This is a genomic window from Stenotrophomonas sp. GL_101, assembly GCF_057835675.1.
The window spans coordinates 1,563,977-1,590,171 of record NZ_CM174432.1 but is presented as its reverse complement, the minus strand read 5'-3'; the positions used below and the strand labels follow the sequence as shown (position 1 = coordinate 1,590,171).

At 66.1% G+C, this 26,195-nt stretch carries 19 protein-coding genes; 7 read left to right on the top strand and 12 right to left on the bottom strand.

Annotated elements, in window-relative coordinates; genetic code table 11:
- Positions 1-132: 132 nt before the first annotated feature.
- Positions 133-1,593 carry a tRNA (N6-isopentenyl adenosine(37)-C2)-methylthiotransferase MiaB gene (gene miaB, locus AC3IR9_RS07065; protein ID WP_489294983.1) on the top strand — a complete coding sequence of 487 codons (1,461 nt, stop codon included), beginning with the start codon at positions 133-135 and terminating at the stop codon, positions 1,591-1,593.
- Positions 1,594-1,706: 113 nt separating this feature from the next.
- Here the strand turns inward: miaB and AC3IR9_RS07060 are convergent, their stop codons facing one another.
- The 8 genes from AC3IR9_RS07060 to AC3IR9_RS07025 form a co-directional block, all read right to left on the bottom strand.
- Positions 1,707-2,822 carry an ABC transporter permease gene (locus AC3IR9_RS07060; protein ID WP_489294982.1) on the bottom strand — a complete coding sequence of 372 codons (1,116 nt, stop codon included), beginning with the start codon at positions 2,820-2,822 and terminating at the stop codon, positions 1,707-1,709.
- Positions 2,819-3,805: an ABC transporter ATP-binding protein gene (locus AC3IR9_RS07055; RefSeq protein WP_489294980.1), complete on the bottom strand. Its 987-nt coding sequence runs from the start codon at positions 3,803-3,805 to the stop codon at positions 2,819-2,821. The genes AC3IR9_RS07060 and AC3IR9_RS07055 overlap by 4 nt, the downstream gene beginning before the upstream one ends.
- Positions 3,805-4,776 carry an HlyD family secretion protein gene (locus tag AC3IR9_RS07050; protein ID WP_489294979.1) on the bottom strand — a complete coding sequence of 324 codons (972 nt, stop codon included), beginning with the start codon at positions 4,774-4,776 and terminating at the stop codon, positions 3,805-3,807. Before AC3IR9_RS07050 ends, AC3IR9_RS07055 begins: the two co-directional genes overlap by 1 nt.
- A gap of 91 nt (positions 4,777-4,867) precedes the next feature.
- Positions 4,868-5,296 carry a hypothetical protein gene (locus AC3IR9_RS07045; RefSeq protein WP_489294978.1) on the bottom strand — a complete coding sequence of 143 codons (429 nt, stop codon included), beginning with the start codon at positions 5,294-5,296 and terminating at the stop codon, positions 4,868-4,870.
- 55 nt (positions 5,297-5,351) lie between these two features.
- Positions 5,352-6,872, bottom strand: a complete 1,521-nt coding sequence (locus AC3IR9_RS07040; RefSeq protein ID WP_489294976.1) for a hypothetical protein — start codon at positions 6,870-6,872, stop codon at positions 5,352-5,354.
- A 105-nt stretch (positions 6,873-6,977) separates the two neighbouring features.
- The gene (locus AC3IR9_RS07035) at positions 6,978-8,618 is read right to left on the bottom strand and encodes a hypothetical protein (protein ID WP_489294975.1); all 1,641 of its coding nucleotides are present in this window, start codon (positions 8,616-8,618) and stop codon (positions 6,978-6,980) included.
- Positions 8,615-11,965, bottom strand: coding sequence for a phospholipase D-like domain-containing protein (locus AC3IR9_RS07030; RefSeq protein ID WP_489294974.1), 3,351 nt, complete (start codon positions 11,963-11,965; stop codon positions 8,615-8,617). Before AC3IR9_RS07030 ends, AC3IR9_RS07035 begins: the two co-directional genes overlap by 4 nt.
- A gap of 3 nt (positions 11,966-11,968) precedes the next feature.
- Positions 11,969-15,253, bottom strand: coding sequence for a type VI secretion system Vgr family protein (locus AC3IR9_RS07025; protein ID WP_489294972.1), 3,285 nt, complete (start codon positions 15,251-15,253; stop codon positions 11,969-11,971).
- A 431-nt stretch (positions 15,254-15,684) separates the two neighbouring features.
- On the opposite strand from AC3IR9_RS07025, the gene AC3IR9_RS07020 reads away from it, so the two are divergent.
- The 6 genes from AC3IR9_RS07020 (at position 15,685) to AC3IR9_RS06995 (ending at position 21,139) form a co-directional block, all read left to right on the top strand.
- Complete coding sequence (locus tag AC3IR9_RS07020) at positions 15,685-16,668, top strand: PhoH family protein (protein WP_489294971.1); 984 nt, start codon at positions 15,685-15,687, stop codon at positions 16,666-16,668.
- Between the two features lie 87 nt (positions 16,669-16,755).
- Positions 16,756-17,241 carry an rRNA maturation RNase YbeY gene (gene ybeY, locus AC3IR9_RS07015; protein ID WP_489294970.1) on the top strand — a complete coding sequence of 162 codons (486 nt, stop codon included), beginning with the start codon at positions 16,756-16,758 and terminating at the stop codon, positions 17,239-17,241.
- Positions 17,242-17,274: 33 nt separating this feature from the next.
- Positions 17,275-17,844 (top strand): hypothetical protein, encoded by a 570-nt coding sequence (locus AC3IR9_RS07010; RefSeq protein ID WP_489294968.1) that lies wholly within the window; start codon positions 17,275-17,277, stop codon positions 17,842-17,844.
- Positions 17,845-17,936: 92 nt separating this feature from the next.
- Positions 17,937-18,818, top strand: a complete 882-nt coding sequence (locus tag AC3IR9_RS07005) for a CorC family transporter (protein ID WP_489294967.1) — start codon at positions 17,937-17,939, stop codon at positions 18,816-18,818.
- Between the two features lie 8 nt (positions 18,819-18,826).
- A complete protein-coding gene (locus AC3IR9_RS07000; RefSeq protein ID WP_489294966.1) occupies positions 18,827-20,113 on the top strand; it encodes a lipoprotein N-acyltransferase Lnb domain-containing protein in 1,287 nt (428 codons plus the stop codon).
- 15 nt (positions 20,114-20,128) lie between these two features.
- Complete coding sequence (locus tag AC3IR9_RS06995) at positions 20,129-21,139, top strand: magnesium and cobalt transport protein CorA (RefSeq protein WP_489294965.1); 1,011 nt, start codon at positions 20,129-20,131, stop codon at positions 21,137-21,139.
- An 84-nt stretch (positions 21,140-21,223) separates the two neighbouring features.
- Here the strand turns inward: AC3IR9_RS06995 and AC3IR9_RS06990 are convergent, their stop codons facing one another.
- The 4 genes from AC3IR9_RS06990 to AC3IR9_RS06975 form a co-directional block, all read right to left on the bottom strand.
- Positions 21,224-22,588 carry an NAD-dependent succinate-semialdehyde dehydrogenase gene (locus AC3IR9_RS06990; protein ID WP_489294964.1) on the bottom strand — a complete coding sequence of 455 codons (1,365 nt, stop codon included), beginning with the start codon at positions 22,586-22,588 and terminating at the stop codon, positions 21,224-21,226.
- 582 nt (positions 22,589-23,170) lie between these two features.
- A complete protein-coding gene (locus tag AC3IR9_RS06985; RefSeq protein WP_489294963.1) occupies positions 23,171-24,016 on the bottom strand; it encodes an ABC transporter permease subunit in 846 nt (281 codons plus the stop codon).
- Positions 24,013-24,924, bottom strand: a complete 912-nt coding sequence (locus AC3IR9_RS06980) for an ABC transporter permease subunit (RefSeq protein ID WP_489294962.1) — start codon at positions 24,922-24,924, stop codon at positions 24,013-24,015. The genes AC3IR9_RS06985 and AC3IR9_RS06980 overlap by 4 nt, the downstream gene beginning before the upstream one ends.
- Entirely contained in the window at positions 24,921-26,054 is a 1,134-nt protein-coding gene (locus AC3IR9_RS06975; protein ID WP_489294961.1) for an ABC transporter ATP-binding protein, read from the bottom strand. The genes AC3IR9_RS06980 and AC3IR9_RS06975 overlap by 4 nt, the downstream gene beginning before the upstream one ends.
- Positions 26,055-26,195: the final 141 nt, after the last annotated feature.

Sequence of the window (26,195 nt, the reverse complement as noted above, 5' to 3'; positions counted from 1 at the left end):
GTTGCAACTTCGGGGAGGGTTGCCAAGGGGGGCCTGGCCCTGAACCGGCCCGGCAGCGGCTTCGGGCATACAATAGGCGGCTCATCGCAGCCACCCGGCTGCACGCCCGCCCACCCGACTGGAATAAGCGCCATGACCGGGACGCCAGCTACGACCGCGCCGACTTCGGCCGGCTCCGCCTTGCCTGCCTCTGCCCCTGCCACCTCTTCGCCCCGCCCCGACCTGATTCCCTTGCCCGGCGCCAGGCCGCAGGTGAGCGGGCCGGTACGCGGCAAGCTGTACATCAAGACCCACGGTTGCCAGATGAACGAGTACGACTCGACCAAGATGGCCGACGTGCTCGCCGCCGAGGAAGGGCTGGAGCTGACCGATGATCCGGCCGAAGCCGACGTACTGCTGATGAACACCTGCTCGATCCGCGAAAAAGCGCAGGAGAAGGTGTTCAGCCAGCTGGGTTACTGGAAGGCGCTCAAGAACAACGGCCGCGACGTGATCATCGGCGTGGGCGGCTGCGTGGCATCCCAGGAAGGCGAGGCCATCATCAAGCGCGCTCCGCATGTGGACCTGGTATTCGGGCCGCAGACCCTGCACCGGCTGCCGGAGCTGATCCGTCAGCGCCGTGAATCGGGCAAGTCGCAGGTGGACATCAGCTTCCCGGAGATCGAGAAGTTCGACCGCCTGCCCGAGCCGCGTGCCGAGGGCGGGTCGGCGTTCGTGTCGATCATGGAAGGCTGCTCCAAGTACTGCTCGTTCTGCGTGGTGCCCTATACCCGCGGCACCGAGGTCAGCCGCCCGTTCGAGGACGTGGTGGTGGAAGCGGCGCAGCTGGCCGCGCAGGGCGTGCGCGAGATCAACCTGCTGGGCCAGAACGTCAATGCCTACCGTGGCCCGTATGGCGAGGGGGAGTTCGCCGATCTCGGCCTGCTGATCCGCACCATCGCCGAGCTCGACGGGGTCGGCCGGATCCGCTTCACCACCTCGCACCCGCTGGAGTTCAGCGATTCGCTGGTGGATGCGTACCGCGATGTGCCGCAGCTGGCCAATTTCCTGCACCTGCCGGTGCAGGCCGGCAGCGACCGGGTGTTGTCGGCGATGAAGCGCGGTTACACCGCGCTGGAGTTCAAGGCCAAGATCCGCAAGCTGCGCGCGGTCCGCCCGGACATCTCGATCAGCTCGGATTTCATCGTCGGCTTCCCCGGCGAGACCGACGCCGATTTCGAGAAGACCATGAAGCTGATCGAGGACATCGGGTTCGACCACAGCTTCTCCTTCATCTATTCGCGCCGCCCGGGTACCCCGGCAGCGGATCTTGAAGACACGATCAGCGATGCCGAAAAGCACGCACGGCTGTCGCGCCTGCAGGCGCGGATCAACGAACAGGCCGCGGCGATCTCCGCCAGGATGGTCGGCACCGTGCAGACCGTGCTGGTCGAAGGCCCGTCCAAGCGCGATCCGAACGAGTTGACCGGCAAGAGCGAGAACATGCGCTCGGTGAATTTCCCCGGCCACCCACGCCTGATTGGCCAGTTCGTGGATGTGGTGATCACCGAGGCCTACAGCAATTCGCTGCGCGCACGGATGGCTGTGGCCTGACAGCGTGCCGACCAACGGTCGGCACCTACCAGGGCACGCACATGCCCCCGGTCGGCATGCCCATCGCCCCGGCACATCCCCCGGTAGATGCCGACCGTTGGTCGGCATGGGCGTCAATCCAACCGCTTGCGGAACCGCACGATCGCCAGGGTCATCATCACCACGATGAAGGCCAGCAGCGCCAGCACCTCCGGCCACATCTCCCACCAACGCGCGCCGCGCAGCATGATCCCGCGTACCAGGCGCAGGAAATGGGTGAGCGGCAGCACCTCGGCCAGCCATTGCACCACCCGGGGCATGCCGGCGAACGGGAACATGAAACCGGACAGCAGGATCGACGGCAGGAACACGAACATCGTCATCTGCATGGCCTGGAACTGCGACTGCGCCTTGGTCGATATCAGCAGGCCCAAGGCCAGGTTGGCGGTGATCAGCAGCATCGCCGCCAGGTAGACATCCAGTACGCTGCCGCGTACCGGCACCTGGAACAACCACATGCCCAGCAACAGCACCAGGGTGGTCTGGACCAGCCCGATCACCGCATACGGCAGCACCTTGCCGATCATCAGTTCGCTGCGGGTCAACGGCGTGGCGATCAACAGTTCCATGTTGCCGCGCTCGCGCTCGCGCACGATCGCCACGGCGGTGAACATCACCATGGTCATGGTCAGGATGATGCCGATCAGGCCCGGGACGATGTTGATCGCCGAGCGCCGCTGCGGGTTGTAGAACGCCACCACGCTGATCTGCCCCGCGCTGCCGATCGCACCGGTGCGCAGCGGCCGGTCATTGCGTTGCGGCTGGGTGTCCAGCGGCACCTGCGCCAACTGCACCGCTGCACTCTGCACCACGGTGTCGCTGCCATCGACCAGCACCTGCACCGCCTCGCGCCCTTCGAAGCGACGCCGCTCGAAGTCCGGCGGCACCACCACGCCGATGCTGATCCGTCCCTCGCGCAGCGCCTGCATCAACTGCTCTGGCGTGTCCACGCGCAGGATCGGGGTGATCACACCGGTGGCGACCATGTCCATCAACAGCGCGCGCGACGCCGAGGTATCGGCCTGGTCGGCGATACCGGTATCCAGATGCCGCAGGTTGAGATTGATCGCATAGCCGAACAGCACCAGCTGCATGACCGGGATACCGACGATCATCGCCAGGGTGATGCGATCGCGGCGCATCTGGCGCAGTTCTTTGAGCACGATCGCCCAAAGCCGGCGCAGGCTCATCGCGGCGCGCCGGCGGTGGCCGGATCCTCACGCCCGCGCGTGGCCGACACGAACACGTCTTCCAGATTGGCCACCACCCGCGCGACGTCCGCACCCTGCCCGCCCGCACGCAGGGCTTGGCGGACCCGCTCCTCCCCGTCGTCCTCGCGCGCCAACAGCACCCGCAGGGTGTTGCCGATCTGCGCCACGCTGAGCACCCCCGGCAGGCCCGCAAGCAGGCGCTGGGCCTGCCGCGGCTGCTGCGCGCTCACCTCCAGCGTGCGCCCGTGCAGGGCGGCGGTAAGCTCGGCCGGGCTGCCATCGGCGACCAGCGCGCCCTGATCGAGGATCGCCAGCCGATGGCAGCGCTCGGCCTCGTCCATGTAGTGGGTGGAGACCAGCAGGGTGGTACCGGCATCGGCCAGGTCGAAGAGCTTCTCCCAGAAATCGCGCCGCGACTCGGGATCGACCGCGCTGGTGGGCTCGTCCAGAAACAACAGCTCCGGCTGCTGGATCACCGCACCGGCCAGCGCCAGGCGCTGCTTCTGCCCGCCACTGAGGGTGCCGGCCAACTGCTTCTGGCGGTCCTGGAAATGGTACTGCTCGACCAGCGCGTCGATGCGCTGCCGTGCCTTGGCGCGCGGGATGTCCTGCACCGCGGCAAGGAACTCCAGGTTTTCGCGGATGGTAAGATCTTCAAACAGGGAAAAGCGCTGGGTCATGTAGCCGATGCGCCGGCGCAGCGCCTCGGCCTGCTCGGGAATGCGCAGGCCGAGCACCTCGATGTCGCCCTCGCTGGGGGTGAGCAGGCCACACAACATGCGGATGGTGGTGGACTTGCCCGAGCCGTTCGGGCCCAGGAAGCCGTAGACGTTGGCGCGCGGTACGCGCAGGTCGACATGGTCCACCGCGAGCAGGGTACCGAATCGCTTGCTCAGCCCGCGCACACGGATCGCCAGGTCTTCCTCGCCGTTGTCGGCAGGCGCGACCGTGGCAGTGGCCATCAGAACGTGACCCGCACCGGCACGCCGGCCGGCAGCCGTGCCATCGCGGCGAGGTCGGTATCGGTCAGTTCGATTTCGGCCAGGTAGCTCAGGCGCGCCGCGTCCTCACCGGTGAGCGCGTAGTACGGGGTGAACACCGGGTCGCTGCGCACTGCGCGCACCTTACCGGCCAACGCGCCCTCACGGCCCTGCAGGTGCACCTGGGCAACCTGCCCCACCGCTACCGAGGGGCGCAGGGTTGCGGACAGGTACACCCGCGCATAGGGATGGTCGCCCACCAGCAGCACCGCCAGCGGCGCACCGATCGGCGCCTGGTCGCCCAGGCGATAGGGCAAGGCATCCACCACACCCGCACGCGGTGCCAGCAACGCCAGCTTGCCCAGGCTGACCGCCTGTTCGGCCTGCTGCGCCTGCGCGGCCTGCAGCGATGCCGCGCCCTGCCCGATCTGTTCGCTGCGTGTGCCATGTTCCAACGCCAACAAGGCCTGCTCGGCGGCGTGCACCACACCCTGTGCGTTGCCGGCTGCCGCGCGGGCACGATCGACATCCGCTGCGGCCACCAGGCGCTGCCGCCCCAGCGGTTGCAGGCGTGCGTAGTACGCCGTTGCATCGGCCGCCTGTGCACGTGTGGCGGCCAGGTTGGCCCGCGCCTGGGCGATGTCCTCCACCCGCGGCCCGTGTTCCAGTTCCTCCAGCGCCTGCCCGGCACGTTGCGATTGCGCCTGCAACGCCGCCAGTTGCGCGGCCGTGCGGGTGGTCTCCAACTGCAGCAGCGGCGCGCCCGCCGGCACACGCTGGCCCTCGACCACCGAGACCGCCACGATGGTTTCGGCGGCCGGTGCCGGTACCGTGATCCGGTCCCACTCCAGGGTGCCCAATGCCTCGGGCGGTGCAGCGTGGCAACCGGCGAACAACAGGGCCGCCACCGTGCACAACACGATCCTGCGAGAGCACACGATGGGCGACGGCATCAGGGGGTTCCAGGCAGCACCGGGTCCATTCATGTTGCCTCGCGCGACCATGGGCGCCTGTGAAGACGAGGCATCGAGGTTGAAGCGCGTACTACTGCGGCGGAAAAATCCACCGTAGCAGGTCCATCAGATCCGACAGCGCGCTTTGCGTTCCGGTCACCGCGGCGCTCATGGCCATGCCCAACAATGCCTGGACGATGAAGAAAAGCCCTAGCAGGCCCACCAGGTTCATGACGATACCCAGCGTTGCCGGCCGCGCGTGCGGCACGCGCTGGAACAAGGCAACCACACCTGCCAGCAGGCCCACACCGAACACCAGGGGCAGTGACAGGACGGTCCAGAAGACCGTACCCACTACGCCTGCAATGCGCCAATTCACTTCGATCACCCACACCGCAATGGCCAGCCCTGCGGTGACGAGCAGGCCTGCGATGCCCAGCACCAAGGAGACCCGGGTGGTGCGGGAAAGGCGCTGCCGCACTGCAGGCGGTGCATCGCTCCGGGTGTCGCCGATGTTCATGCGCGATCCTCTCGATGGACAGTGGATACCCGGCAGAACGCAGCGCGGTGCGGCGTTAGAACGGACTGTAAATCAAACGCCTGACAGACCAGCCGTACGTCTGCTGCAACAACGCTTCGATATCCCGGCTGCCGGTGGCCAGAACGTTGCCATCCGGGCCGCCGCACTGGGTTTGACGCGGGCTGCCATCGGCATCAGCCCCCCCCGCCCAGCAGGCAAACACGAGCGCTTCCCTGCCCTTTCTGTCCACACGATACACGCGGTATTCGGTGTCCAGCAGGCCCGGTTTGAAGCCGGCGTTGCGCCCTGCTGCGTGGAGGTCCTCGGCGTATGTCTGCGGGGATGCCTGGCCATACTGCGCCACCTGCCGTAGACGGCCGGCGGCGTCGTAATCCTCCTGCCGCCGGGCAAATCGGGAGCGCCATATACGTTGCTTCATGACATGCGAGTGCGCGCCGAACACTTCGCCCACCCGCGCCTCCGTCCCGTAGTCGTAGCTACGGATGCGCGGATGATCGGCAAGGGCGGAGAAGCCGGTGGCGGCGGCGGACAGAGGAACCTCGCCTTCCGGGAACTCGTAATACACCTTGGGAGCGAACCTGCTGCCTGCCTGGGGCCGTTGCAGGTACAACGGCTGCGCATCGTCGGCAGCGAATGACTCAAGGCTGGTGTAAAGCGAGGCCAAGCCACGGCCCTGCGCGATGCGCGCGTCGACCCTGTTGAGAATGGCCTCGACGCCCTTCTTCGGTGGCAACAGGAAGGTGGCTTTGCCACCCCAGCCAGAATCGTCATATCCATCCGGACTGACCAACGCCACCATCGAGCCCTCCGGCAGCGGGGACGACGTGGTATCGAGCAGTGCCTGCACGCTGCCATCTTCTGCATAGACCACCCGGCGCGAGTCAGCGTTGTCCTCGCTGAAATCGGCGCATTGCACCTCGGCGGAGGCAGGGCGCGCGCTTTTTAGACTGTCAGAAGACCACAGCATGCGCCCCTGCTGGTCGTAGCGTGCGCAGAACACCAGCCCGGGCTGGGGAGCCAGCCAGGCCGGCGTTGCACTGGGGGATTCCTGGGCGCTTACGACGTCACGAACCTCCAGCAGACGGCCCGCGGGGTCATACCGATAGGCGCGGACTGCGACCAGGGAATAGCCGTGGGTCACCTTCTGCAAGGCGGCATCCTGATTGCTTGCGCCCTTCCCCGCCTTCGTCGCGACTGCGCCGTCTGCGGACCTTTCCCATCGCTCTTCCCGGCACACCCGCTGGGTGGTGCCGACCGGCTCCAGGAAAACTAAAACCCCGCCGTCCTCTGCAAACGGGGTAGTGGGCTTGGACTGCACGGTGTAGGGGACGTCAACCGATGGCAGCACCGGCTGGTTGCTGTCATCGGTGCCGAACCCGTTGATCCGGGCCACGAAACCGTCCGATACCGCAGCGGTGATGATGCTGCCCTTCTCCGGGATGACCGGCGAGGCAAACAGATCATCGGGATCGCCAGCGCACGCGCTGGCAATCGGTGCGACCAGGAGCCCGTGGATACCGAGTGTGGCAACGACTGCGAGCCTGAGGGGGATCATTGCTTTCTCATCCTTGAGGCCGATTCCATGTGCTGCGAGAGGGTGCCAATGGCCTTGGGCACAGGCGCTTGGCTGGCGAGATCAGCGGGTGCGACACGTGTCCACTCAGCGCTCTTCGCCATAGCTCAATTTTTCGACGTCATAGCCATAGGTTTTTGCCATGTACTTGTTGATCGGGGAAAGACCCTCGACCAACATCTTTCCGCTTGGTGTACCGCAGCGATTGGCGACATTCTTCATGCCGTAGATGAGCGCATCTTCCTTGCTGCGCTTGGGCTGAGGGCCTGGTGTCCACCAGGGGAAGTGACGCAGCGGCGTGTTGTTGGGCACGTCATGCTGCCAGCAGACCAGCACCAGGTGCTCCTTGCCCGTGGCATCGTAGTTGTACACACGGTAGCTCGCGTAGCCGCTGGTGGTCGGCGTGACCTTCAAGACGCCACTTTCTGCATAACGCTTGAGGTCTTCCTGATAGCCGTCGCGGGGCGCCGCGCCATAGTGAATCACACGGGTGAGCTTACCCCTTGCATCGAACATCTCTTGTCGGTTCAGGTCCAGGCTGCGCCATTGGCGTTGCCGCGGCACACGCATGCCCGCGTCGAAGACCTCGGTAATATGCATCCCGCTGCGGTGCGGGTAGGTCCGCAGCCGCGCGTAGCCGCCAAGCGTGGTGAAGTGGGTGTCGATGACGGTAAGCGGGACCGGCTGGGAGGGGAAGCGATACCGCAAAGTGGCGCTGCCATCCCGCGAGCGTTCCTGGTACAACGGCTGCGCATCGCTCTGGAACGCGTCCATGTCCTCTGTACTGAGGTCGGAAAGCCCGTGGACCGGCCAGTACTGGACTACCGCACGGGGGCGCGCCCCACCGCCTGCTGTGGGTGCCAGCCACACCGCCCCTTCTCCGCTATCTGGCGCGCGAGCGTCCCGCGTGGTCGAAGACAGGGTGTCCTCTACTTCAATGCTGGCGTTTGTGCGCAGCTCGGCAAGGACGGTCCCGTCGGCGTTGTAGCGATAGCGGGTGAGGGTGACTTTCGCGTCCTCGAGCCGATGGCAATCGAAGCCTTGGGAACTGCTGACAAAGCCACCCGCGTGCTCGAAGCCAGCGGTCTGCATCAACCGACTTCCCTGGTAGGCCATGCAGTAAGCGACCTCGTCGCCGACTACCTTTACCGGCCTGCGATCTTTGAGCGTATTGATCTCCGCCGAGCCATGTCGACGCACTTCGACCAGATGCCCCGCACGATCGTAGTAATAGGCTTCCGCGGAACGGAGGAAATAGTGCGGCGCCAGCGTGGCCAAAACCGGGTTGCGTTCCTGCACGCCGCCCGCCCGATACGCTACCACCTGCGGCTTGCCGCCATCGCTCTGCCACTTTCCCAGCGAGCCGTCAGGCATTGCAGGGGCGAGCGGATCGTGGATGCGGCTTTCCCAGGTTTCTGCACGGCACAAACGCTTGCCGCCCTTTTCATCCGATTCAAGGAACAGTACGCGCCCCCCCAGCGCGTCGAACTTCCCCGCCGGGATGTCAGCGACTGCAGGCAACAATTGCGGGGGCCGGAGAGAGCCGTCCGGGAGCACCTGTGGCGCCTCCAGCCAGACGCGTCCAGCGCCCGTGGCCGCAAATCGCAGCTCCACGCCTGTTACGGGGGATGCCAACGGATCTGCCCGATCGGTACAGGCGTTCGCGCTGAAGGCGAGGATGCCGAATACGCCAGCCGCCACCACCCCGATCCTGCGTGGCACGCTCATGCCTGCTCCTGCCCTGGGTGGAGGGTCGTCGTACCGGTGGCCGCCAAGGCCTGGTCCGAGCGCCCTGGGGTATCGGGAGTCTGCAACGCGATCAACTCGACCGGCATGGCGGCCGAGGGATCATCCATGCCGTGCCCCCATTCCAACGGCATCGTGACCCAGAAGCCTTTGACCGGCTCCTGTCCAGCGCCACCGTTACGGAGACGGGACAACGCCTTGGCCACGTTGTGGCGCCCTACCGTCTGGGTGACATCGCCGCTCATCGTGCTCGCAACCTCCATATAGGGACCCTGCAGATCGGCCGGTTGAGCGTAAAGATAACGGAGTACCGCCTTCTTCTCCTCACTCCAGCCGGCAGTCGCAAATCCCGTGAAGACCGCATCATAGCGAGCCATTGAGTTTCGCGGCACGTTTGTGAAGACTTCCTCATAGCTGGCGGCGTTCGCAGCAGCAAGATCTTGAATGTACCTCACAGTTTTAGGGTCTGCCGGCCGATCAAGATCCAGCCCCGGGTGCGACTGGGGAGACATCGGCGGGTGATGCGCGCCGCCGCTGGCGTCGGTGTAACCCTGTGGCTTATCGACACGACCGGCCAGCCGTCCGGTCTGGATCGACGTGCCGAGGAACTTCTTCCACAGCTGGATTCGCAGGTCACGGGCGAACTTGCGCGTCGCCACTTTCGTGCCGTTGCCAAGATCAAGCAATAGCGCGTCCCTGTCAACGATCACCGCGGCAATCTCGGTGTCGCCCGTCCCTTCCAGACTCCGGTCATTGCAGTTTGCGCTTCCAATGATCGCCACCGCATCATCAACGATCAGTAACTTGGAATGCACATAGCATTGCTCGGTAACCAGATACAACGGCGGGCTTGCCGCGCTGCCGCCCGTTGTGGGCGGCGCGCTTTTGTACTGATCGTGATTCTTATCCTTAAGCACACCGTAGCTGCGCAAGTTCAAGACAGTGAGGTAGGCCTTCCAGCCGCCCGCAACTACCTCTTTGCGGATGTCCTCCTCATAGACGCTTTCCTCGCGAATCGCCAGCCGTTTTGCAACCAGCGCCCGGCAGATGCGGCGAATGAGGCTGTCGCGCCCCCGCAGCAAGGTCTGTTGTGCCCAGTAATGCTGCTTGAGCACGGCACCATCCAACAGGCTGCCTTCGGGATGGACCGGCAACGTCATGTAGACGTGGAACGCCTGCCCGCTGCGGATCGCCTTGCTTATGCGCGCGGCAATGGTCGGGACGAGCTTATTGCGTGCCGCCGAGCGCACGCCCTGCTGGAACGCGAGCATATCGGCCACGGGCGTGCCCGGCAAAACCTTGTCTGCTGCACCCTGCGTTGCGCCGAGTACCCGACCGGCATTCTTCTCTTTCTTCTTCTCAGCATCCGTGGAGGGCCCGCGTCTGCCGCCGCGGATGACCGTTTCCAGTCGATTCCCAGGCTCACGATCGGAATACCCACAATCGGAAATCATGAACTGCGTCTCAATGTAGACATACGCTTTGGCAGACTCGATGCAGTTCAGCATCGCATCCTGGATGGAGTGCATGGGCTGGTCGCGTTCCCAGTAGGACGTCAGGCAACTGCCGTCATCCAACGCCAGTCCAACTTTTCCGCAGGCCTTTTTCTCCATGGAATGCAGGGCGGTGCCAGACGAGCGCACGATCTGGACGCTGATGTTCCCGGCCGACCCCGGTCTGCCCAACTCTCCGAACAGTGTGCTTCCTCCCATGGCCTGTAACCAGGCGTCGTTCAAGGCAGTCAACTCCTGGCCTCGGGCGAACGTGCGCTGTTCGGGAAGCGAAACGCCCGGCAGTCGGTTGACCTGCCCGATGCCTTTATTGACTTTGTCCCTGATGTAGGTGCCGCCTGCACGATCGCCGCCCTGGTTCTGCCACATCATTGCATTCCATCGATGCATGAAATTTCGACAGATATCGAACACCGCCGGCCCCTCAAGACGCGCATGAACATCCTGCCAGGGCATGCGCGCGTGGCGACCACTGTCGAGCAGCATCTGCTCCCGCCCCACTGGGGTTTTCAACCAGGTCTCAAATGACTTCCAGGCTTCGAGTGCACGGTTGAGTGCATCGGTAATCGCTTTCCGCGCGGTTGCCACGTCCTCGCTTATCGCCGAGGGATTCTCGACGTAGTCACCAATCCGATCAACGATCTTGCCGGCAGTACCCAAGGTAGATTCTACCGTGGCACGCTTTTCGGCCATCCATGCATCGAAATCCTTGGCCTTGATGCTCAAGTATCCTTCCACCGCTCGCAACGCTGCATCCGCTGAAGCGCCACCATTGCCTTTGGCTGCCTCGTCCACGGAGCGATTGGCAGCCGCAATTACTTCGGCATACTTAAGCTCGGCCGCGTCAAGATTCACCTGGATGGAATCCAGAACGCCCGCCACTGTCCTCACGATTTTCATCGTCGGACCGTAGCCAGGAACGACATACTCCGCCAGCTTCCTCAGGCCCTCCTTCTCCAACCAATCGGGCACCGCCAACTTGTCTGCGTAGTCCAGGAGTTCGGCCAGCGCTGCGCCGTTGTCCCACTGCTCACGCATGCGGTCCATCGCAATAGCCATACCCGGAAGATAGGCCTGCGCAAACCCTGGGCGTAGCCGGCCAGCGGCGTCTGGACTGTCGTCCGGGGCGTCGTAAGTGAGCTTCAGCTCGTCCCCAGTCATTCCGCGTGCTTTTGAAACGCTGTTGTTGTAATGATCATTGATCACGTGAAGTGATGGATCGCAGACCACGTCGAAGTTGCCGTCATCCCAGCGTCCGTGCGCGACATCGAGTCCTCCGACAAACCCGATGCGGCCGTCCACCACCAGGATCTTCTGGTGGTGGGAAAAACCGATGTTGAAGGCATCCTTCCGGCCCGTGGCGGGGTTGTGCAGCCCTACTTCCACGTTACCCAACGTGCGGTCGTCCCGCATTTTGTACAGCGCGGTGCGCGCCTCATTTTCATGGGTGTACGCAGCCGCCTCCACGCTGTCATACAGCAACACCCGCACATCCACGCCACGCGCGTTGATCGCATCGAACAGCAGCTCGCTCAGCCGCCCGCGATGCGATCCATCCCCGCGCCCGGTCAGCTCCGTATCGAAGTTCATCTGCCAATCGGCGATGAAGATGAACTTCTGCGCGCCCCGGATCGCCTCGGCCATCGCATGCATGGCCGACCGTCCGTCGGTGTAGGACCGCACCGCATTGCCATGCCGCACCGGCGCGAACTGGCGATCCGGTGGCGCGTAATAGTCGCCGCTGGAGGTGCCCAGCTGGCCGGACTGGCAGGTCAGCGCGTTGCGCGCGACGGTGCTGGTGGTGGTGCCGTCGGCCATGGCTCAGATTTCCTTGCGCTGTTTGGGCGTGGTGGTCAGCAGGGACTGGAACTCGTATTCGACCCGGTGGCGGATGGCGCGCAGCGCGTCGCTGTCGGGCAGGTGCTGCAGGTCCTTGCTGTAGTTGTTGGCATCCAGCGTTTCGACGATCTCGCGCACGCCCGGGCCGGTGCTGAACTGACGCATCTGCAGCGGGATGGCGTCGATGCCGTGCACCAGGTACAGGCGCCCGGGGAAACGGGCCACCGCATCCCAGACCGCCTTGCAGTCGGTATCGCTCAGCGCGACCTTGCCGTCGTCGTCGGCGCTGCCTTCCTTGAGTACTTCCACCCACTGGTCGGCATCGACCGCATGCAGGTTGTCGGGGGTATCGCTGGCCGACTGGCGGGTGCGCACGATCTTCCACGACTGGCCGGCCAGCGCGATGCCCTGCGGGCCGGGAATATCCTGCAGGCGGAAGGCGAAGCTGGGCAGCACGTCGGGCGATTCGCTGCGCGGCATGGTCGGCAGCGGATAGGTGAGGTTGGTGGGGCCGACGAACGACTTCCTGCCGGCATGCACGGTGATGTTGCCCGGGCAGGTCACCGTGAGGTTGCCACCGGCCAGGGTGATGCTGGCACCGCCGGCGGTGGCGATGTGCACCGTGGTAGGCGCGGCCAGTTCGACCGCGGCCGAGGCGCTGGCCGCACGCAGGCCGGCGCGGGCCTGCACCAGGATGCACTGGTCCTGCGCCTGCACCACCAGTTCGCCCAGCCCTGCCACCACGCTCAGGGTGTTGCCCGCAGGCGTCCCCATGGTGGCGGCCAGTACGCCAATGGCCTGGCCGCCATGCAGGCGGGTGTCGGCCAGCACCACCGTCTCCGAGGCCTGCCCGCTGGCGAGGGTCAGCACCTCGCCGACCGCCCATTGCAGGCTCTGCCCGGCCACCTGGGCAAGGCCATCGCTGCCGGACAGGCCCAGGGTGGGTTCGCCGGTATGCGGCAGGCGCCCTTGGCCGGCGTCGCTGGCATAGTCGGCGGCATCGGCGCGGCCACGCTCGAACGCGTTCCCGGCCACCGTGGTGCGGGTACTGCGCAGCAGGTTGGCCAGCGGCGCGGGCGCATCGGCCTGCCCGGCCACGCCGGTGTTGCCTGCCAGCACGACGCTGCGGTGCGTGTTGGCGGCCTGGTCCTGGACCTTGCCGAGCTCGCGCAGCTGGGTCAGCAGCGCGGCGGGGGCCACCGCTTCGCCCGCCGGGGCCTGGGCGGCATGCGACTGTGCGCTCAACCACAGGCCAGCGCGCGCGCGCACCGCTCCCCAGGCGTCGGTGCGTAGTTCATTGCCTTCGCCCCGCAGGCTGCCTCGGAAGTTGTCTGCCTGGTGAATCAGATGGCCCAGATTGAGCTGGCTGCTGGCGTGGGTGGTGGCCAGCTGCAGGCGCAGCTGGCCGTCGCTGTCGTCGAACAACAGCCGTGAATGCCCCTGCCCATGCCATTCGCGGGACTGGATGCCCCACAGCGCGGCCGCATTGCGGTGGGCGTCTTCGCCCGCGCCCATTGCGTGCCATGCCGGGGCATGGCCGCCGGCGAGGTTGGCCTGGGCGCTGCTGCGGGTGTCGCCGGCCTGCGCGTAGCTTCCCAGGTCGGAATCCGCTGCGGCACCGGCTGGGGTGGCGGCGACGCCCGCCTCGCCGCGTCCGTTGTAGAGCGCACCGACGATCAGCGGCCGGTCGATGTCGCCCTCCAGGAAAGCGACCAGCACTTCCTGCCCCACGCGCGGCAGGAACTGGGCGCCCACCCCGGGCCCGGCATAGCGCTGTGCCACGCGCAGCCAGCTGCTGCCGTCATCAGTGCTGCCATCGGCCTGGAAATGAAAACGCACCTTGATCCGGCCAAGGTCGTCGCAGGACACCTCGCCGCTGTCACTGCCGTCGGCCGGTACCACCCGCGCGGTCTGGTAGCCCGATGCCAACGGACGGGGATTCAGACGCAGGCCGGTGCCGTCTTCAAGCGCTGGCCGCCATGGGCAGGCACGGTCCACGCCATCGAAAGCATTGGCATAGCCCAGCGACTCCGCGCGCGCGCGCAGCCCGGCATGGCGCAGGTGTACGCCGGGATCGGTGGCGCTGCCCGGCAACGCATCGCCCAGGCGCTGCTGCAAGCCCTCGCGTGCGGCCATCGGGAAGTTGTTGCTGCCGTGGTGCAGCACACGTGTCACCAGTACCACCGGTGCGCCGCCGCGGTCGGTTGCCGGCCACTGGCGTACGTTGGCCCAGGTGCCTGCACGCAGGCTGGGGGCGGTGCTGGTGCCCAGCCAGGCGGCGCTGCGCGCCTCGTGCGCCTGCGCGGCCACGCGGCTGTAATGGTCCGCAGCGGCGCGGTTGGCGAAGGCGTAGGCACCGGCCGGCGCATAGGACTCCAGCACGGTAGCGCCTCGCTGTGCAGACAGTACCGGGGTCTGCCCTTGCCGGCCCTGGCGCGATACATAGTCATCGCTGGCCAGCACCAGCTGGGTCAAGCCGATGCGGCGCGCACGCCCCAGCGTGAGCACGCTGTCGGTGGCCTCGGTGGCATCGGCACGATGGAAGCGCAGGCCGCCGTCCCGTGCGGAGGTGGAATCCTGCGGCTGCGCACTGCTGTCGGCAAAGATCACCAGCACATGCCCGGCCGGTGCCTCTGCGTCTTCTTCAATCCGCCAGCCCAGGCCCTCTTCGGCCAGCAGCCGCTGCATGAACGTCAGGTCCGATTCGCGGTACTGCACGCAGTAGCTGCGAAGCGGCACGGCGGCGAGGAACTCCACCACTTCGTCGCTGGCCCGCCAGGCGGCATGGGCAGCGTAGCCGTCAAACACCGCCTGCAGGATGTCGAGCAACGCGCGTTCCTGGAACACCCGGCTATGGCGACCCTGCCCCATCACCCAGGTCCACGGCACCAGGCACAGCCGGTAGCGCGCCAGCCCGCCATCGGCGGCGACACATGCCGCTTCGCGGACCAGGCCGCTGCGCACCACGTCGTGGCCCCCGGCCTGGCGCGAAGACAGGGTGGCCGATGTGCCCAGCCAGCCGTCCACGTCGCGCCCGGCATCGTGGGCCAGTACATCGACCCACCATTCAAAACCGTCGGACAGCTGCTCGTGCCCCCACCAGCGCTCCACCAGCAGCGAAGCGTCATCGCCCAGTGCCAGGCGGTGCGGACGGCTTTCGCCTTCCATGCCCACCACACCGGTCAACGCGGTAAAAAGCGTGCCTGCATCCTGCATCGTACCCATCCATTGGCGGCCATCGGGCCGACCGGCATGTCCAGAATCCATCGACGCAACCGGCGTGCCGACAGCTCCGGCATGACCGCGTGCGCATCCTTGCCCCGCCAGAATCAACGCGATAATGCGTGCGTGGCGAGGTACATTATCCGTTGATAAACTCCGCCGCCCAGCAGGCCTGCCCAAGGGCCCCGCGGTTGAGCGGGATGGTAACTCACCCGAGTGGCTTTCACGGCATCCGCAAAAACCCCTACGACATAGTCAGAAACTTCCTACCCCGCCTGGCGCCAAGACACAGCGCCTGCGCGGCGACCCACCGCCTGGCCAGGGCGGACGATGGATAGCCACCGGTTCGCCGGGAACGCCCCCGCACCGGGGTGTGGACACCCCCGCCGCTGTGGCGGGTACGGGACCTGCGCGCTACCCTGTTCTTCCTTTCCCAGCTTGCGGCCCGGTCCCTGGATCGACGGCTGCCGGATGCAATGACCGCACTGTCCCAACGCGACTTCACCCTGGAACCGGAAGACAACGAACGCCTGGCCAACCTGGCCGGCCCGTTCGATGAGCACCTGCGCCAGATCGAACTCAAACTCGGCGTGGAAATCGCCAACCGGGGCCACGTGTTCCGCGTGACCGGCCCCCAGCGGGTGGCCGAGGAAGCCCAGAAGCTGATCGAGGCGCTGTATATCGAAGCCGGCGAGGTCAGCTTCGACAGCCACGCCGTGCACCTGCGCCTGAACCAGGCCAACGTCGAACACGTGGTGCAGCGCGCGTACGAGGCGCAGGACGTGACCATCAAGGTCAAGCGCGGCACCGTGCGCGGGCGGGGAGCCAACCAGGCCAGCTACCTGCACCAGATCACCACCCACGACATCAATTTCGGCATTGGCCCGGCCGGTACCGGCAAGACGTTCCTGGCGGTGGCCAGCGCGGTGGAAGCGCTGAACGAATCGCGCGTACAGCGCCTGATCCTGGTGCGGCCGGCGGTGGAAGCCGGCGAGAAACTCGGGTTCCTGCCCGGCGACCTGAGCCAGAAAGTGGATCCGTACCTGCGCCCGCTGTACGACGCGTTGTATGAAATGCTGGGCGTGGAGAAAGTTCTCAAGCTGCTGGAAAAGAACGTCATCGAGATCGCACCGCTGGCCTACATGCGCGGCCGCACGCTCAATGATGCGTTCGTGATCCTGGACGAGGCGCAGAACACCACCGTGGAGCAGATGAAGATGTTCCTGACCCGGCTGGGCTTCGGCTCCACCGCCGTGGTCACCGGCGACCTGACCCAGACCGACCTGCCCAAGCACGTCAAATCCGGCCTGCGCGACGCCGTCGAGGTGCTGCGCGAGGTGGACGGAGTCAGCTTTACCTTCTTCGAGGCCCGCGACGTGGTTCGCCACCCGCTGGTGGCGCGCATCGTCAGCGCCTACGACCGCCGCGACCTGCAGCAGCTCAAGCCAGGCGCCGAGTAAGCCGGGGCGCGACGCGCGGAAGTCGCAGTGAAAGGCGACACGCGCGATACTGTGCCCTCCTGATTGATCTGAATTGCCGGTATCGCCATGACCAAGGGCCCCGTCCGCCTCGATGTAGCCGTCAGCTACGCCCTGCCCCGCGCCGGGCTGCCTTCGGCGGTGAGCTTCCGCAAGTGGGTGGCCGCGGCCCTCAAGGGCCGTATCCGTGAAGCGGACCTGGCCATCCGCCTGGTCGATGCCAAGGAGGGCCATTCGCTGAACCGCCATTATCGCGGCAAGGACTACGCCACCAACGTGCTCAGTTTTCCGGCCGAGTTGCCCGAGGGGCTGCCCAAGGGCGTCAAGTTCCCGCTGCTGGGCGACCTGGTGATCTGCGCACCGGTGGTGGCGCGCGAGGCCGACGAGCAGGACAAGGCACTGAACGCCCACTACGCACACCTGACCGTGCACGGCGTGCTGCACCTGCTGGGCTGGGACCACGAGGACGACAAGGAGGCCGAGGCGATGGAACAGCTGGAGCGCGAGATCCTGGCCGAGCTGGGCATCGATGACCCCTACGCCAACGAGCAGTGAGCCGGTGACAGCCGCCCGCCAGACGGACCTGCCATGACCGCACCGAGAATCGCCTGCCTGGGCCTGCTGGCCCTGTGGCCCGCTGCGGCCTGGGCCGCCCCGCTCGACCTGGCCGCGCTGATCGAGTGCCGCCAGGGCCTGGCCGAGTACAACCAGGTGGCGCCGGTGGTGGCCGACCCGCTCAAGGCCGTGGCCAACGGCCTGCAGCCGCTGCCGCAGGGCAACCAGTTCATGAGCGAGTTCCGGCTGGCTACGCCGATGACGGTGTTCGGCCAGCGCACCGAACAGATCGCGGTGGCCGGGGCCAGCATCATGGCCATCCTCGACCTGCCCGACCCGCGCCCGCTGGCCAAGGCGCTGGCGCTGGAGGACGGGGTCGACAACCCGGACAAGTTCATGGCCGGGCGCGAGCTGGTCAGCCGGGACGTGACCGACCCCAGGACCGGCGAACCGATGATCGAGTCGGTGATTCTGAGCCTGTCCACGGTCAAGACCCACCCGGGCAAGACCCTGGCCGGCTGTACCTACAGCCTGGACCTGCCGCCGGAGGAACCGCCCGCCGCAGGGACCGCCGCGCCCGCCGCGGCCCCGGCCGGCGGGTGAATACGGCCCCGGTGGCCGGGCGCTGACAGCGGCCCGCATCCTGCTAGACTCGCAGCCAACGCCCGGTTCGCCGGGTGCCTTTTTTTCAAGAGATGTCTGAAGACGACAGTAGTAGCTCCGTCCAGGAGCCCAATGAGAAGAAGCGCAGCTGGCTTGAACGCCTGACCGCTGCCTTCTCCGGCGAACCCCACACCCGCGACGAGCTGGTGGCCGTGCTGCAGACCGCGCACGAAGATGGGCTGATCGCCGCCGATACCCTGCGCATGATGGAAGGTGCGATCTCCGTCGCCGAGCTGACCGTGGGCGACGTGATGATCTCGCGCTCGCAGATGGTCTCGCTGCCGGTGGAAGCGCCCTTCCTCGACCTGATGAAGCAGGTGGTCGAATCCGGCCACTCGCGCTTCCCGGTGCACGGCGATAACAAGGACGACATCCTTGGCATCCTGCTGGCCAAAGACCTGCTGCGCGGCGTGGTTGCCGACCACGGTCCGGCCAACGTGCGCGAGCTGCTGCGCCCGGCGGTGCTGATCCCGGAGGCCAAGAAGCTCAACGTGCTGCTGAAGGAATTCCGGCTGTCGCGCAACCACATGGCCATCGTGGTCGACGAGTACGGCGGTGTTGCCGGGCTGGTCACCATCGAGGACGTGCTGGAACAGATCGTCGGCGAGATCGACGATGAGCACGACGAAGCCGAGGACCACACCGCGCAGATCGCGATCCAGGCCGACGGCCAGTACGTGGTCGACGCGCTGACCCCGATCGAGGATTTCAACGAGCGTTTCGGCGCCACGTTCTCCGATGACGACTACGACACCATCGGCGGCCTGGTCACCGAGGCGATCGGCCACCTGCCCGAAACCGGCGACGAACTCAGCCTGGACCGCTTCGTGTTCCGGGTGGCACGTGCCGATGCCCGCCGCGTGCAGGCGTTCCACGTGACCGTGCTGCCACCTGACACAACCAACGAGGATTGACCCCCGCCATGCGGCCCCTGCTTGATCGGTGGCCGCTGCGCCGCCTGTTGTTCCTGTCGTGGCTGCTGGCCCTGGCCAGCCTGCCCGTCCCAGTACTGGCCCAGGAGGCCGCTGCCGTTGAAGCTGCGGCGTCCCCTGCCACGCCAGTGGCATCGCCGGTTGGCGAGACAGCGCTTCCCGCACCGCGCATCGGCGTGGTGACGATGCAGCCCGGCGAGATCTTCTTCGAGCGCTTCGGCCACGACGCGCTGGTAGTGCTGGACCCGGTCAACGGGCAGGCGATCTCGTACAATTTCGGCTACTTCGATCCCGGTGAACAGGATTTCGTCGGCCGCTTCGTGCGCGGCGACATGATGTATTACCTGGTGGCCCTGCCGCTGGACGAGGACATGGCGTACTACCGCCAGAGCGGTCGCGGCGCCAGCATCCAGTGGCTGGACCTGGACCCACGGCAGGCGCGCACCCTTGCCGCGGCGCTGGCCGAGCGGGCCAAGCCGGAGAACGCGCGCTACCACTACGATTACTACACCGCCAACTGCGCCACGATGGTCCGCGACACGCTCGACCAGGCGCTGGGCGGCGGGCTGCACTCGCAGCTGTCCGGGCGCTCGCGCGGCAATACCTACCGCAGTGAATCGGTACGACTGGCCTCGCCATCGCCGTGGATGTGGCTCGGCTTCGATATCGGCCTGGGCCCGTTCGCCGACCAGCCGCTGTCGCGCTGGCAGGAAGCGTTCGTGCCGATGCGCCTGGCCGATGCGTTGCGCCAGGCCCGCAACAGCGAGGGCCGCCCGCTGGTCCAGGCCGAGCAGGAGCTGCTGCCGCACCGGATCGCCGCCGAACCGACCGAGTCGCCTCGCCGCTGGTGGCCGTGGCTGCTGTGCGGCGTGCTGGCCGCCGCCGGCCTGCTTGCGCTGCGCCAGCGTCCGCGCCTGCTCGGTGGCATCGCCTTGCCGCTGTGGCTGTTCTGCGGCATTGGCGGGGCGCTGCTGACCTACCTGTGGGGCTTCAGCGCACACCAGGCCGCGTGGGCCAACCGCAACCTGCTGCAGCTGTCGCCGCTGTGCCTACTGTTGCTGCCCGGTGCCATCACCCTGCTGCGCGGGCGCACCCCGCGCGCGTGGTTCCGTGGCGTGCTGTGGGCGGTAGCGCTGTTGTCGGCACTGGGGCTGGTACTGCACTGGCTGACCCTGCAGGCGCAGGTCAACCTGCAGTGGATCGTGCTGCTGCTGCCGGTACACGTGGCACTGGCCTGGGTGCTGGGCCGTCGTGACTTGCCCGTCACGGCCCGCTGACGCACGATGCCGCCCATGGAAAACCCCCTTCCCACCACGCCTCCCGCCAATCCGGCCTGCGTCATCAACTGCGTGCACTACGACGACCAGGGCACGCGTCACGACATCAGCCTGGATGCGATCAGTGACGTGATCGAAAGCGGCAACGGCTTTGTCTGGGTCGGGCTGTACGAGCCGGCCGACAGCGTGCTGTTGAAACTGCAGGAGGAATTCTGCCTGCACTCGCTGGCCATCGAGGATGCGCGCAACGCCCACCAGCGGCCCAAGGTGGAGGCGTACGGCAACTCGCTGTTCGTGGTGGTCACCACCGCGCAGATGGTGGACGAGCGCATCCAGTACGGCGAAACCCATGCCTTCCTCGGCCCGCGTTTCCTGGTAACGGTGCGCCACGGGGCATCGCTGTCCTACGCCGCGCCGCGCGCTCGGGTGGAGCGCGAGCCGGAGCTGCTGCGCACGATGGGGCCGTCGTACTGCCTGTATGCGGTGCTGGATTTCGTGGTGGACAACTACCTGCCCATCATCCAGCGCTACCGCGACACACTGGAGCTGCTGGAGAAGGACATCTTCTCGGACAGCTACAAGCGCCAGACCGTGGTGCGCCTGTACGAATTGAAGCGCGAGCTCAACAAGATGCGCATGGCGGTGGCGCCGTTGCAGGACATGCTGGCGCAGATCAAGCGCTACCAGGGCGACCTGGTGCCCGATGAGGTCAAGCTGTACCTGCGCGACGTGCACGACCATGCCGTGCGGATCAGCGATGTGATCGATACGCTGCGCGAGATGCTGGGCACCGCCTTGAGCGTGAACCTGTCGCTGGTGACGCTGGCCCAGGGCGAAACGGTCAAGCGCCTCGGCGCCTGGGCTGCGCTGCTGGCCGCACCGACGTTGATCACCAGCTGGTATGGCATGAACTTCACCCACATGCCCGAGCTGAGCCAACCGTGGGCCTACCCGGCGATGATCGTCGGCGTGGGGGCCATCTGCGTAGGCTTGTACCGGTTGTTCAAACGGGTGCGCTGGCTGTAGGTAACGCTCCATTGGTCGTTATCACGCCGAGCCGACCAACGGTCGGCTCCTACCGAATGATCACCGTTGGTCGTCGCGACACCGTCAGGCGACATAAACCGTCTTGATGTTCATGAACTCATGGATGCCATGGTCGGCCAGTTCACGGCCGAAACCGGAGCGCTTGGTGCCGCCGAACGGCAGGCGGACATCGCTTTTGACGATGGCGTTGACGAACGCCGCGCCGCACTCCAGCCGCTTGGCGATTGCTTCGCCACGCACCGGGTCGCCACTCCAGACACTGCCGCCAAGGCCAAAGGTGGTGTCGTTGGCCACCCGCAAGGCGTCGGCATCATCGCGTACGCGCAGGATCGCGGCGGCCGGGCCGAACAGTTCTTCCTCGTAGGCCGGCATGCCCGGCCCGACGTTGTCCAGGATGGTGGCGGGGTAACCCGCATGCGAGCCGACCACCGGTTCACCGCCCAACACCACCTTGGCCCCCTGCGCGACACTGGCTTGGACCTGCTTGTGCAGTTCATCGCGCAGGTCGGCGCGGGCCATCGGCGCCAGCGTGGTCTTCTGGTCCTGCGGATCGCCATAGACGCGCGCAGCGGCGGCGGCGACGAACTTCGCCACGAAGGCATCGGCAATCGCATCGACCACGATGAAGCGCTTGGCGGCGATGCAGGTCTGCCCGGCATTGTCGAAGCGCGACTTCACCGCAGCGGCCACGGCCTTGTCCAGGTCGGCATCGTCGAGCACCACGAACGCATCGCTGCCCCCCAGTTCCATCACGCACTTCTTGAGCTGGTCGCCGGCATTGGCAGCAATTGCGCGCCCCGCGCGTTCGCTGCCGGTGAGGGTAACGGCCTTGACCCGCCTGTCGCGCAGCACGTCAGCGGCCTGGTCGTTGTCGATATGCAGGACGTTGAACACACCGTCGGGCAGGCCACCATCGCGGCACACCGCGAGGATCAGGTCGGCGCACTGCGGTACGTTGCTGGCGTGCTTGAGCAGGGCCACGTTGCCGGCCATGAATGCCGGGGCCAGGAAGCGGAACACCTGCCAGATCGGGAAATTCCAGGGCATGACCGCGAACACGCAGCCGATCGGCTCATAGCGCACGTAACTGCGCTGGGCTTCGGTGTCGATCAGCTGCGGCTTGAGATAATCAGCGGCGTGGTCGGCGTAGAACTCGCAGGCCTGCGCGCACTTTTCCACTTCGGCCAATGCCTCGGCCTTGAGCTTGCCCATCTCCCCGGTCATCGCCTGCTGGATATCGCCCTTGCGCGCACGCAATTGGGCGGCGATACCCCGCAGGATCACGCCGCGTTCCTGCAGCGAGCGCGCCGACCATAACGGGAAGGCACCGGCAGCCGCAGCCAGGCGCTGTTCGATCTGCGCGGTATCCAGCAGTTCGTGGCGGTAGCTGACCTGGCCGGTCGCGGGATTGACGATTTCAACGGTCATCGTGGTACTCCGGAAGACAGACCCGCATTCTGCGCCTGCGTTTGTGAGCCGGATGTTGCCGGAGTGGCTGGAGGCCATGCTTCTTTGAAGCAGAGGCGGAGCGAATCTGTACTTTCTGAGGTTGGCAGGGGGCAGGCAAGTTCCCGGCGCACGCTGCAAGTACGTCCATGTAAGCTCCGTCGCCGCATCCATGCGGCTCAGGGCCCCGGCAACTTACCCGCCCCCTGCCCAGACAGTTGATTGGTCGCCGCATTGAGATCCAGAGCGGGCATGGCCGGTGTATGGGAGAAAGAGCAGCCGGGCTCTGCCCGGCTTGGGGCGGTGTCCCACCGCCCCGCTCCACCCTCCCAACACCAAGCGGCAAGCGCTTTGCGCTGTCGCTTTCACCCAAGGGGCCAGCAATGCGTCGGGCGTTGGTGTGGGTGGGTTGGCGGGACCGTTGGGCGCCATGGATGGCGCCCACGAGCCTCCAAGGATGGATTTACGGCGTGTCCCGCCAACCCACCCACACCAACGCCAACCGGCGCAACCGACCCCGCCGTTGACGTTGACGTTGACGTTGACGTTGCCGCCGCCCTCACATCACCCTTTGTCCTGCAACGCCATCTGCATATCGCGCTGGCGCCGTTTCTCACTGCGCGCAGTGATGAACCAGCCGACCACCGTCGCGATCGACACCGCCAGCACCATCAGCGTCGCCAGCGCGTTGATCTCCGGCTTGATCCCCATCCGCACCGAGGCGAACACCTTCATCGGCAAGGTCGTCGAATTCGGCCCCGCCACGAAACTGGCGATCACCACGTCGTCCAGCGACAACGTAAAGGCCAACAGCCAGCCGGCCACCAATGCCGGCGCGATGATCGGCAGCGTGATCTGGAAGAACACCTTCAACCGCCCTGCCCCCAGGTCCATCGCCGCCTCTTCCAGCGACCGGTCCAGCTCCTGCAGCCGCGAAGACACCACCACCGTCACGAACGACAGCGTAAAGGTCACATGCGCGATCCAGATGCTGGTCACCCCACGGCTCGGGAAACCCGGAATGCCGCCCATCGCCACCAGCAGCGTCATCAGCGAAAACCCCAGGATCACCTCGGGCATCACCAATGGCGCGGTTATCAACGCCCCGAACGCGGTCTTGCCCGGGAAGCGCTTGAACCGCGTCATCACCATCGCCGCCATCGTGCCCAGCACCGTGGCCGCACAGGCCGTCCAGAACGCCACCTTCAGGCTGATCCACAACGCATCCAGGATCTGCCGGTTGTTGAACAACTCCCCGTACCAACGCGTCGAAAAACCCGACCACACCGTGGCCAGCTTGGATGCGTTGAACGAGTACACCATCAACAGCAGGATCGGCAGGTACAGGAACGCAAAGCCCAGCCCCAGCACCGACCACCCCAGCCAACGGCTGCCGCGCACCATGCTCATGCCAGCTTTCCTTCCAGCTCACGCTGCTGCACCCGGTTGAACAGCAGGATCGGCACCAGCAACAACAGCAGCATCACGATCGCCACCGCCGATGCCGTCGGCCAGTCACGGTTGTTGAAGAACTCGCCCCACAATACCCGCCCGATCATCAGCGTGTCCGGCCCGCCCAGCATTTCCGGGATCACAAATTCGCCCACCGCCGGGATCATCACCAGCATGCAGCCGGCAATGATGCCCGTGCGCGACAGCGGCAACGTGATCCGCAGGAACGCCTGCCACGGCCGCGCGCCAAGGTCGTAGGCCGCTTCCAGCAGGCGGTTGTCCAGCTTGACCAGGTTGGCGTACAGCGGCAGCACCATGAACGGCAGGTAGCAGTACACGATGCCGATGTAGGCCGCTGTGGGCGTGTACAGGATCTGCAAAGGCGCATCGATCAACCCGATCTTCAACAGCAGCTGGTTGAGCAGCCCGTTGCGGTCCAGGATGCCGATCCATGCATACACCCGGATCAGGAACGAGGTCCACGAGGGCAGCACCACCAGCATCATCGCCACGTTGCGCGCAGCCGGCGACATCCGCGAGATCACATACGCCATCGGGTAGCCGATCAGCAGCGTCAGCAACGTGGCGATCACCGCGATCTTGATCGAGCTCAGGTAGGCCAGCACGTACTGGCTGTCCTTGATCAGCACCGCATAGTTGCCCAGGTTGAGCTTCAGCGAAAACGCACCGTCCACGTATTCCAGCAACCAGGTGTAGGGCGGCGAGCCCACCTGCGTACGCGCGAACGAGATCATCAGGATGATCACGAACGGCACCGCGAAGAACAGCAGCAGCCACAGGTAGGGCGCGGCGATCACGCTGCCGCGGGTACCGGGGAGCCAGCGCTTCCAGCCGGTCGCGTTCATGCGGTGAGCACCACGCCGTCGTTGTCGCGCCAGTGCACCCACACGCTGTCGCCCCAGGTCAGCCCATCACTGGCCCAACGCTGCGAATTGGCGAAATTGGCCAGCACCTTGGCCCCGCTCGGCAGACGCACGTGATACACCGAATGACTGCCGAAGTAGGCGATCTCCTCGATCACCCCCTGCGCCTTGTTGGTGTCCCCGGCCGGCTCGTCCTTGCCGATCATCACCTTCTCCGGGCGCAGCGCGAACGCCACCGGCTGGCCTTCGTAGCCGGTGATGCCGTGGGCGACGTAGATCGGCGCCGGGAACAGCGGTGTGCGCACGGTGACGTACTCGGGCAGATCCTCGTCGATGACGCCGTCGAACAGGTTCACCGAGCCGATGAACTCGGCCACGAAACGGTTGGCCGGCTGCTCGTAGATTTCATCGGGCTTGCCCACCTGCTGGATCCAGCCGGCATCCATCACCGCGATCCGGGTGGCCATGGTCATCGCCTCCTCCTGGTCGTGGGTGACCATCACGCAGGTCACCCCGGAGGTTTCGATGATGTTGACCAGCTCCAGCTGCATCTGCGAGCGCAGCTTCTTGTCCAGCGCGCCCATCGGCTCGTCCAGCAGCAGCATCTTGGGCCCCTTGGCCAGCGACCGCGCCAGCGCCACGCGCTGCTGCTGGCCACCGGACAACTGGTGCGGCTTGCGCCTGGCCAGCTTGCCCAGCTGCACCAGCTCCAGCATCTCGCCCACGCGGGTGCGGATCGCATCGCGGGCCAGGCCGTCCTGTTTCAGCCCGAAGGCGATGTTCTGTTCCACCGTCATGTGCGGGAACAGCGCGTAGGACTGGAACATCATGTTGATCGGCCGCTGGTACGGCGGCAGGTCGTTGATGCGCTGGCCATCCAGCTCGATGCTGCCCTTGGTGGGGGTTTCGAACCCGCCCAGGCAACGCAGCAGCGTGGACTTGCCGCTGCCCGAACCGCCGAGCAGGGCGAAGATTTCGCCCTTGCGCACGTCCAGGCTGACATCGTCGAGCGCGACGAAGCCGTCGAATTCCTTGCGCAGCGCGCGGATGGACAGATAGCCCGGCTCGAGGACCGGCACGACCTCGCCTTCCGGCTTGGCATCAAATGGCATGGGGGGCGGCTCCAGGAGCGGCGGCAGGGACGGGGGGAGGATCCTATTTTAGCGGTCGTGGCGGTGTCATGCAGTGCCCGGGTGGGCGGCAGGCCCCTGCCCCGCCCTGGCGCTGCCGGGGCCCTGAAACGACGACGCCGG

Coding starts and splice junctions, on each gene's coding strand:
- AC3IR9_RS07025 (WP_489294972.1), bottom strand. CDS start 15,253: ATGGATTCTGGACATGCCGGTCGGCCCGATGGCCGCCAATGGATGGGT.
- AC3IR9_RS07030 (WP_489294974.1), bottom strand. CDS start 11,965: ATGGCCGACGGCACCACCACCAGCACCGTCGCGCGCAACGCGCTGACC.
- AC3IR9_RS07005 (WP_489294967.1), top strand. CDS start 17,937: ATGTCTGAAGACGACAGTAGTAGCTCCGTCCAGGAGCCCAATGAGAAG.
- AC3IR9_RS07020 (WP_489294971.1), top strand. CDS start 15,685: ATGACCGCACTGTCCCAACGCGACTTCACCCTGGAACCGGAAGACAAC.
- AC3IR9_RS07000 (WP_489294966.1), top strand. CDS start 18,827: ATGCGGCCCCTGCTTGATCGGTGGCCGCTGCGCCGCCTGTTGTTCCTG.
- AC3IR9_RS07035 (WP_489294975.1), bottom strand. CDS start 8,618: ATGAGCGTGCCACGCAGGATCGGGGTGGTGGCGGCTGGCGTATTCGGC.
- AC3IR9_RS07045 (WP_489294978.1), bottom strand. CDS start 5,296: ATGAACATCGGCGACACCCGGAGCGATGCACCGCCTGCAGTGCGGCAG.
- AC3IR9_RS06985 (WP_489294963.1), bottom strand. CDS start 24,016: ATGAGCATGGTGCGCGGCAGCCGTTGGCTGGGGTGGTCGGTGCTGGGG.
- AC3IR9_RS07050 (WP_489294979.1), bottom strand. CDS start 4,776: ATGCCGTCGCCCATCGTGTGCTCTCGCAGGATCGTGTTGTGCACGGTG.
- AC3IR9_RS07055 (WP_489294980.1), bottom strand. CDS start 3,805: ATGGCCACTGCCACGGTCGCGCCTGCCGACAACGGCGAGGAAGACCTG.
- AC3IR9_RS07060 (WP_489294982.1), bottom strand. CDS start 2,822: ATGAGCCTGCGCCGGCTTTGGGCGATCGTGCTCAAAGAACTGCGCCAG.
- miaB (WP_489294983.1), top strand. CDS start 133: ATGACCGGGACGCCAGCTACGACCGCGCCGACTTCGGCCGGCTCCGCC.
- AC3IR9_RS06995 (WP_489294965.1), top strand. CDS start 20,129: ATGGAAAACCCCCTTCCCACCACGCCTCCCGCCAATCCGGCCTGCGTC.
- AC3IR9_RS06990 (WP_489294964.1), bottom strand. CDS start 22,588: ATGACCGTTGAAATCGTCAATCCCGCGACCGGCCAGGTCAGCTACCGC.
- AC3IR9_RS07010 (WP_489294968.1), top strand. CDS start 17,275: ATGACCGCACCGAGAATCGCCTGCCTGGGCCTGCTGGCCCTGTGGCCC.
- ybeY (WP_489294970.1), top strand. CDS start 16,756: ATGACCAAGGGCCCCGTCCGCCTCGATGTAGCCGTCAGCTACGCCCTG.
- AC3IR9_RS06980 (WP_489294962.1), bottom strand. CDS start 24,924: ATGAACGCGACCGGCTGGAAGCGCTGGCTCCCCGGTACCCGCGGCAGC.
- AC3IR9_RS06975 (WP_489294961.1), bottom strand. CDS start 26,054: ATGCCATTTGATGCCAAGCCGGAAGGCGAGGTCGTGCCGGTCCTCGAG.
- AC3IR9_RS07040 (WP_489294976.1), bottom strand. CDS start 6,872: ATGATCCCCCTCAGGCTCGCAGTCGTTGCCACACTCGGTATCCACGGG.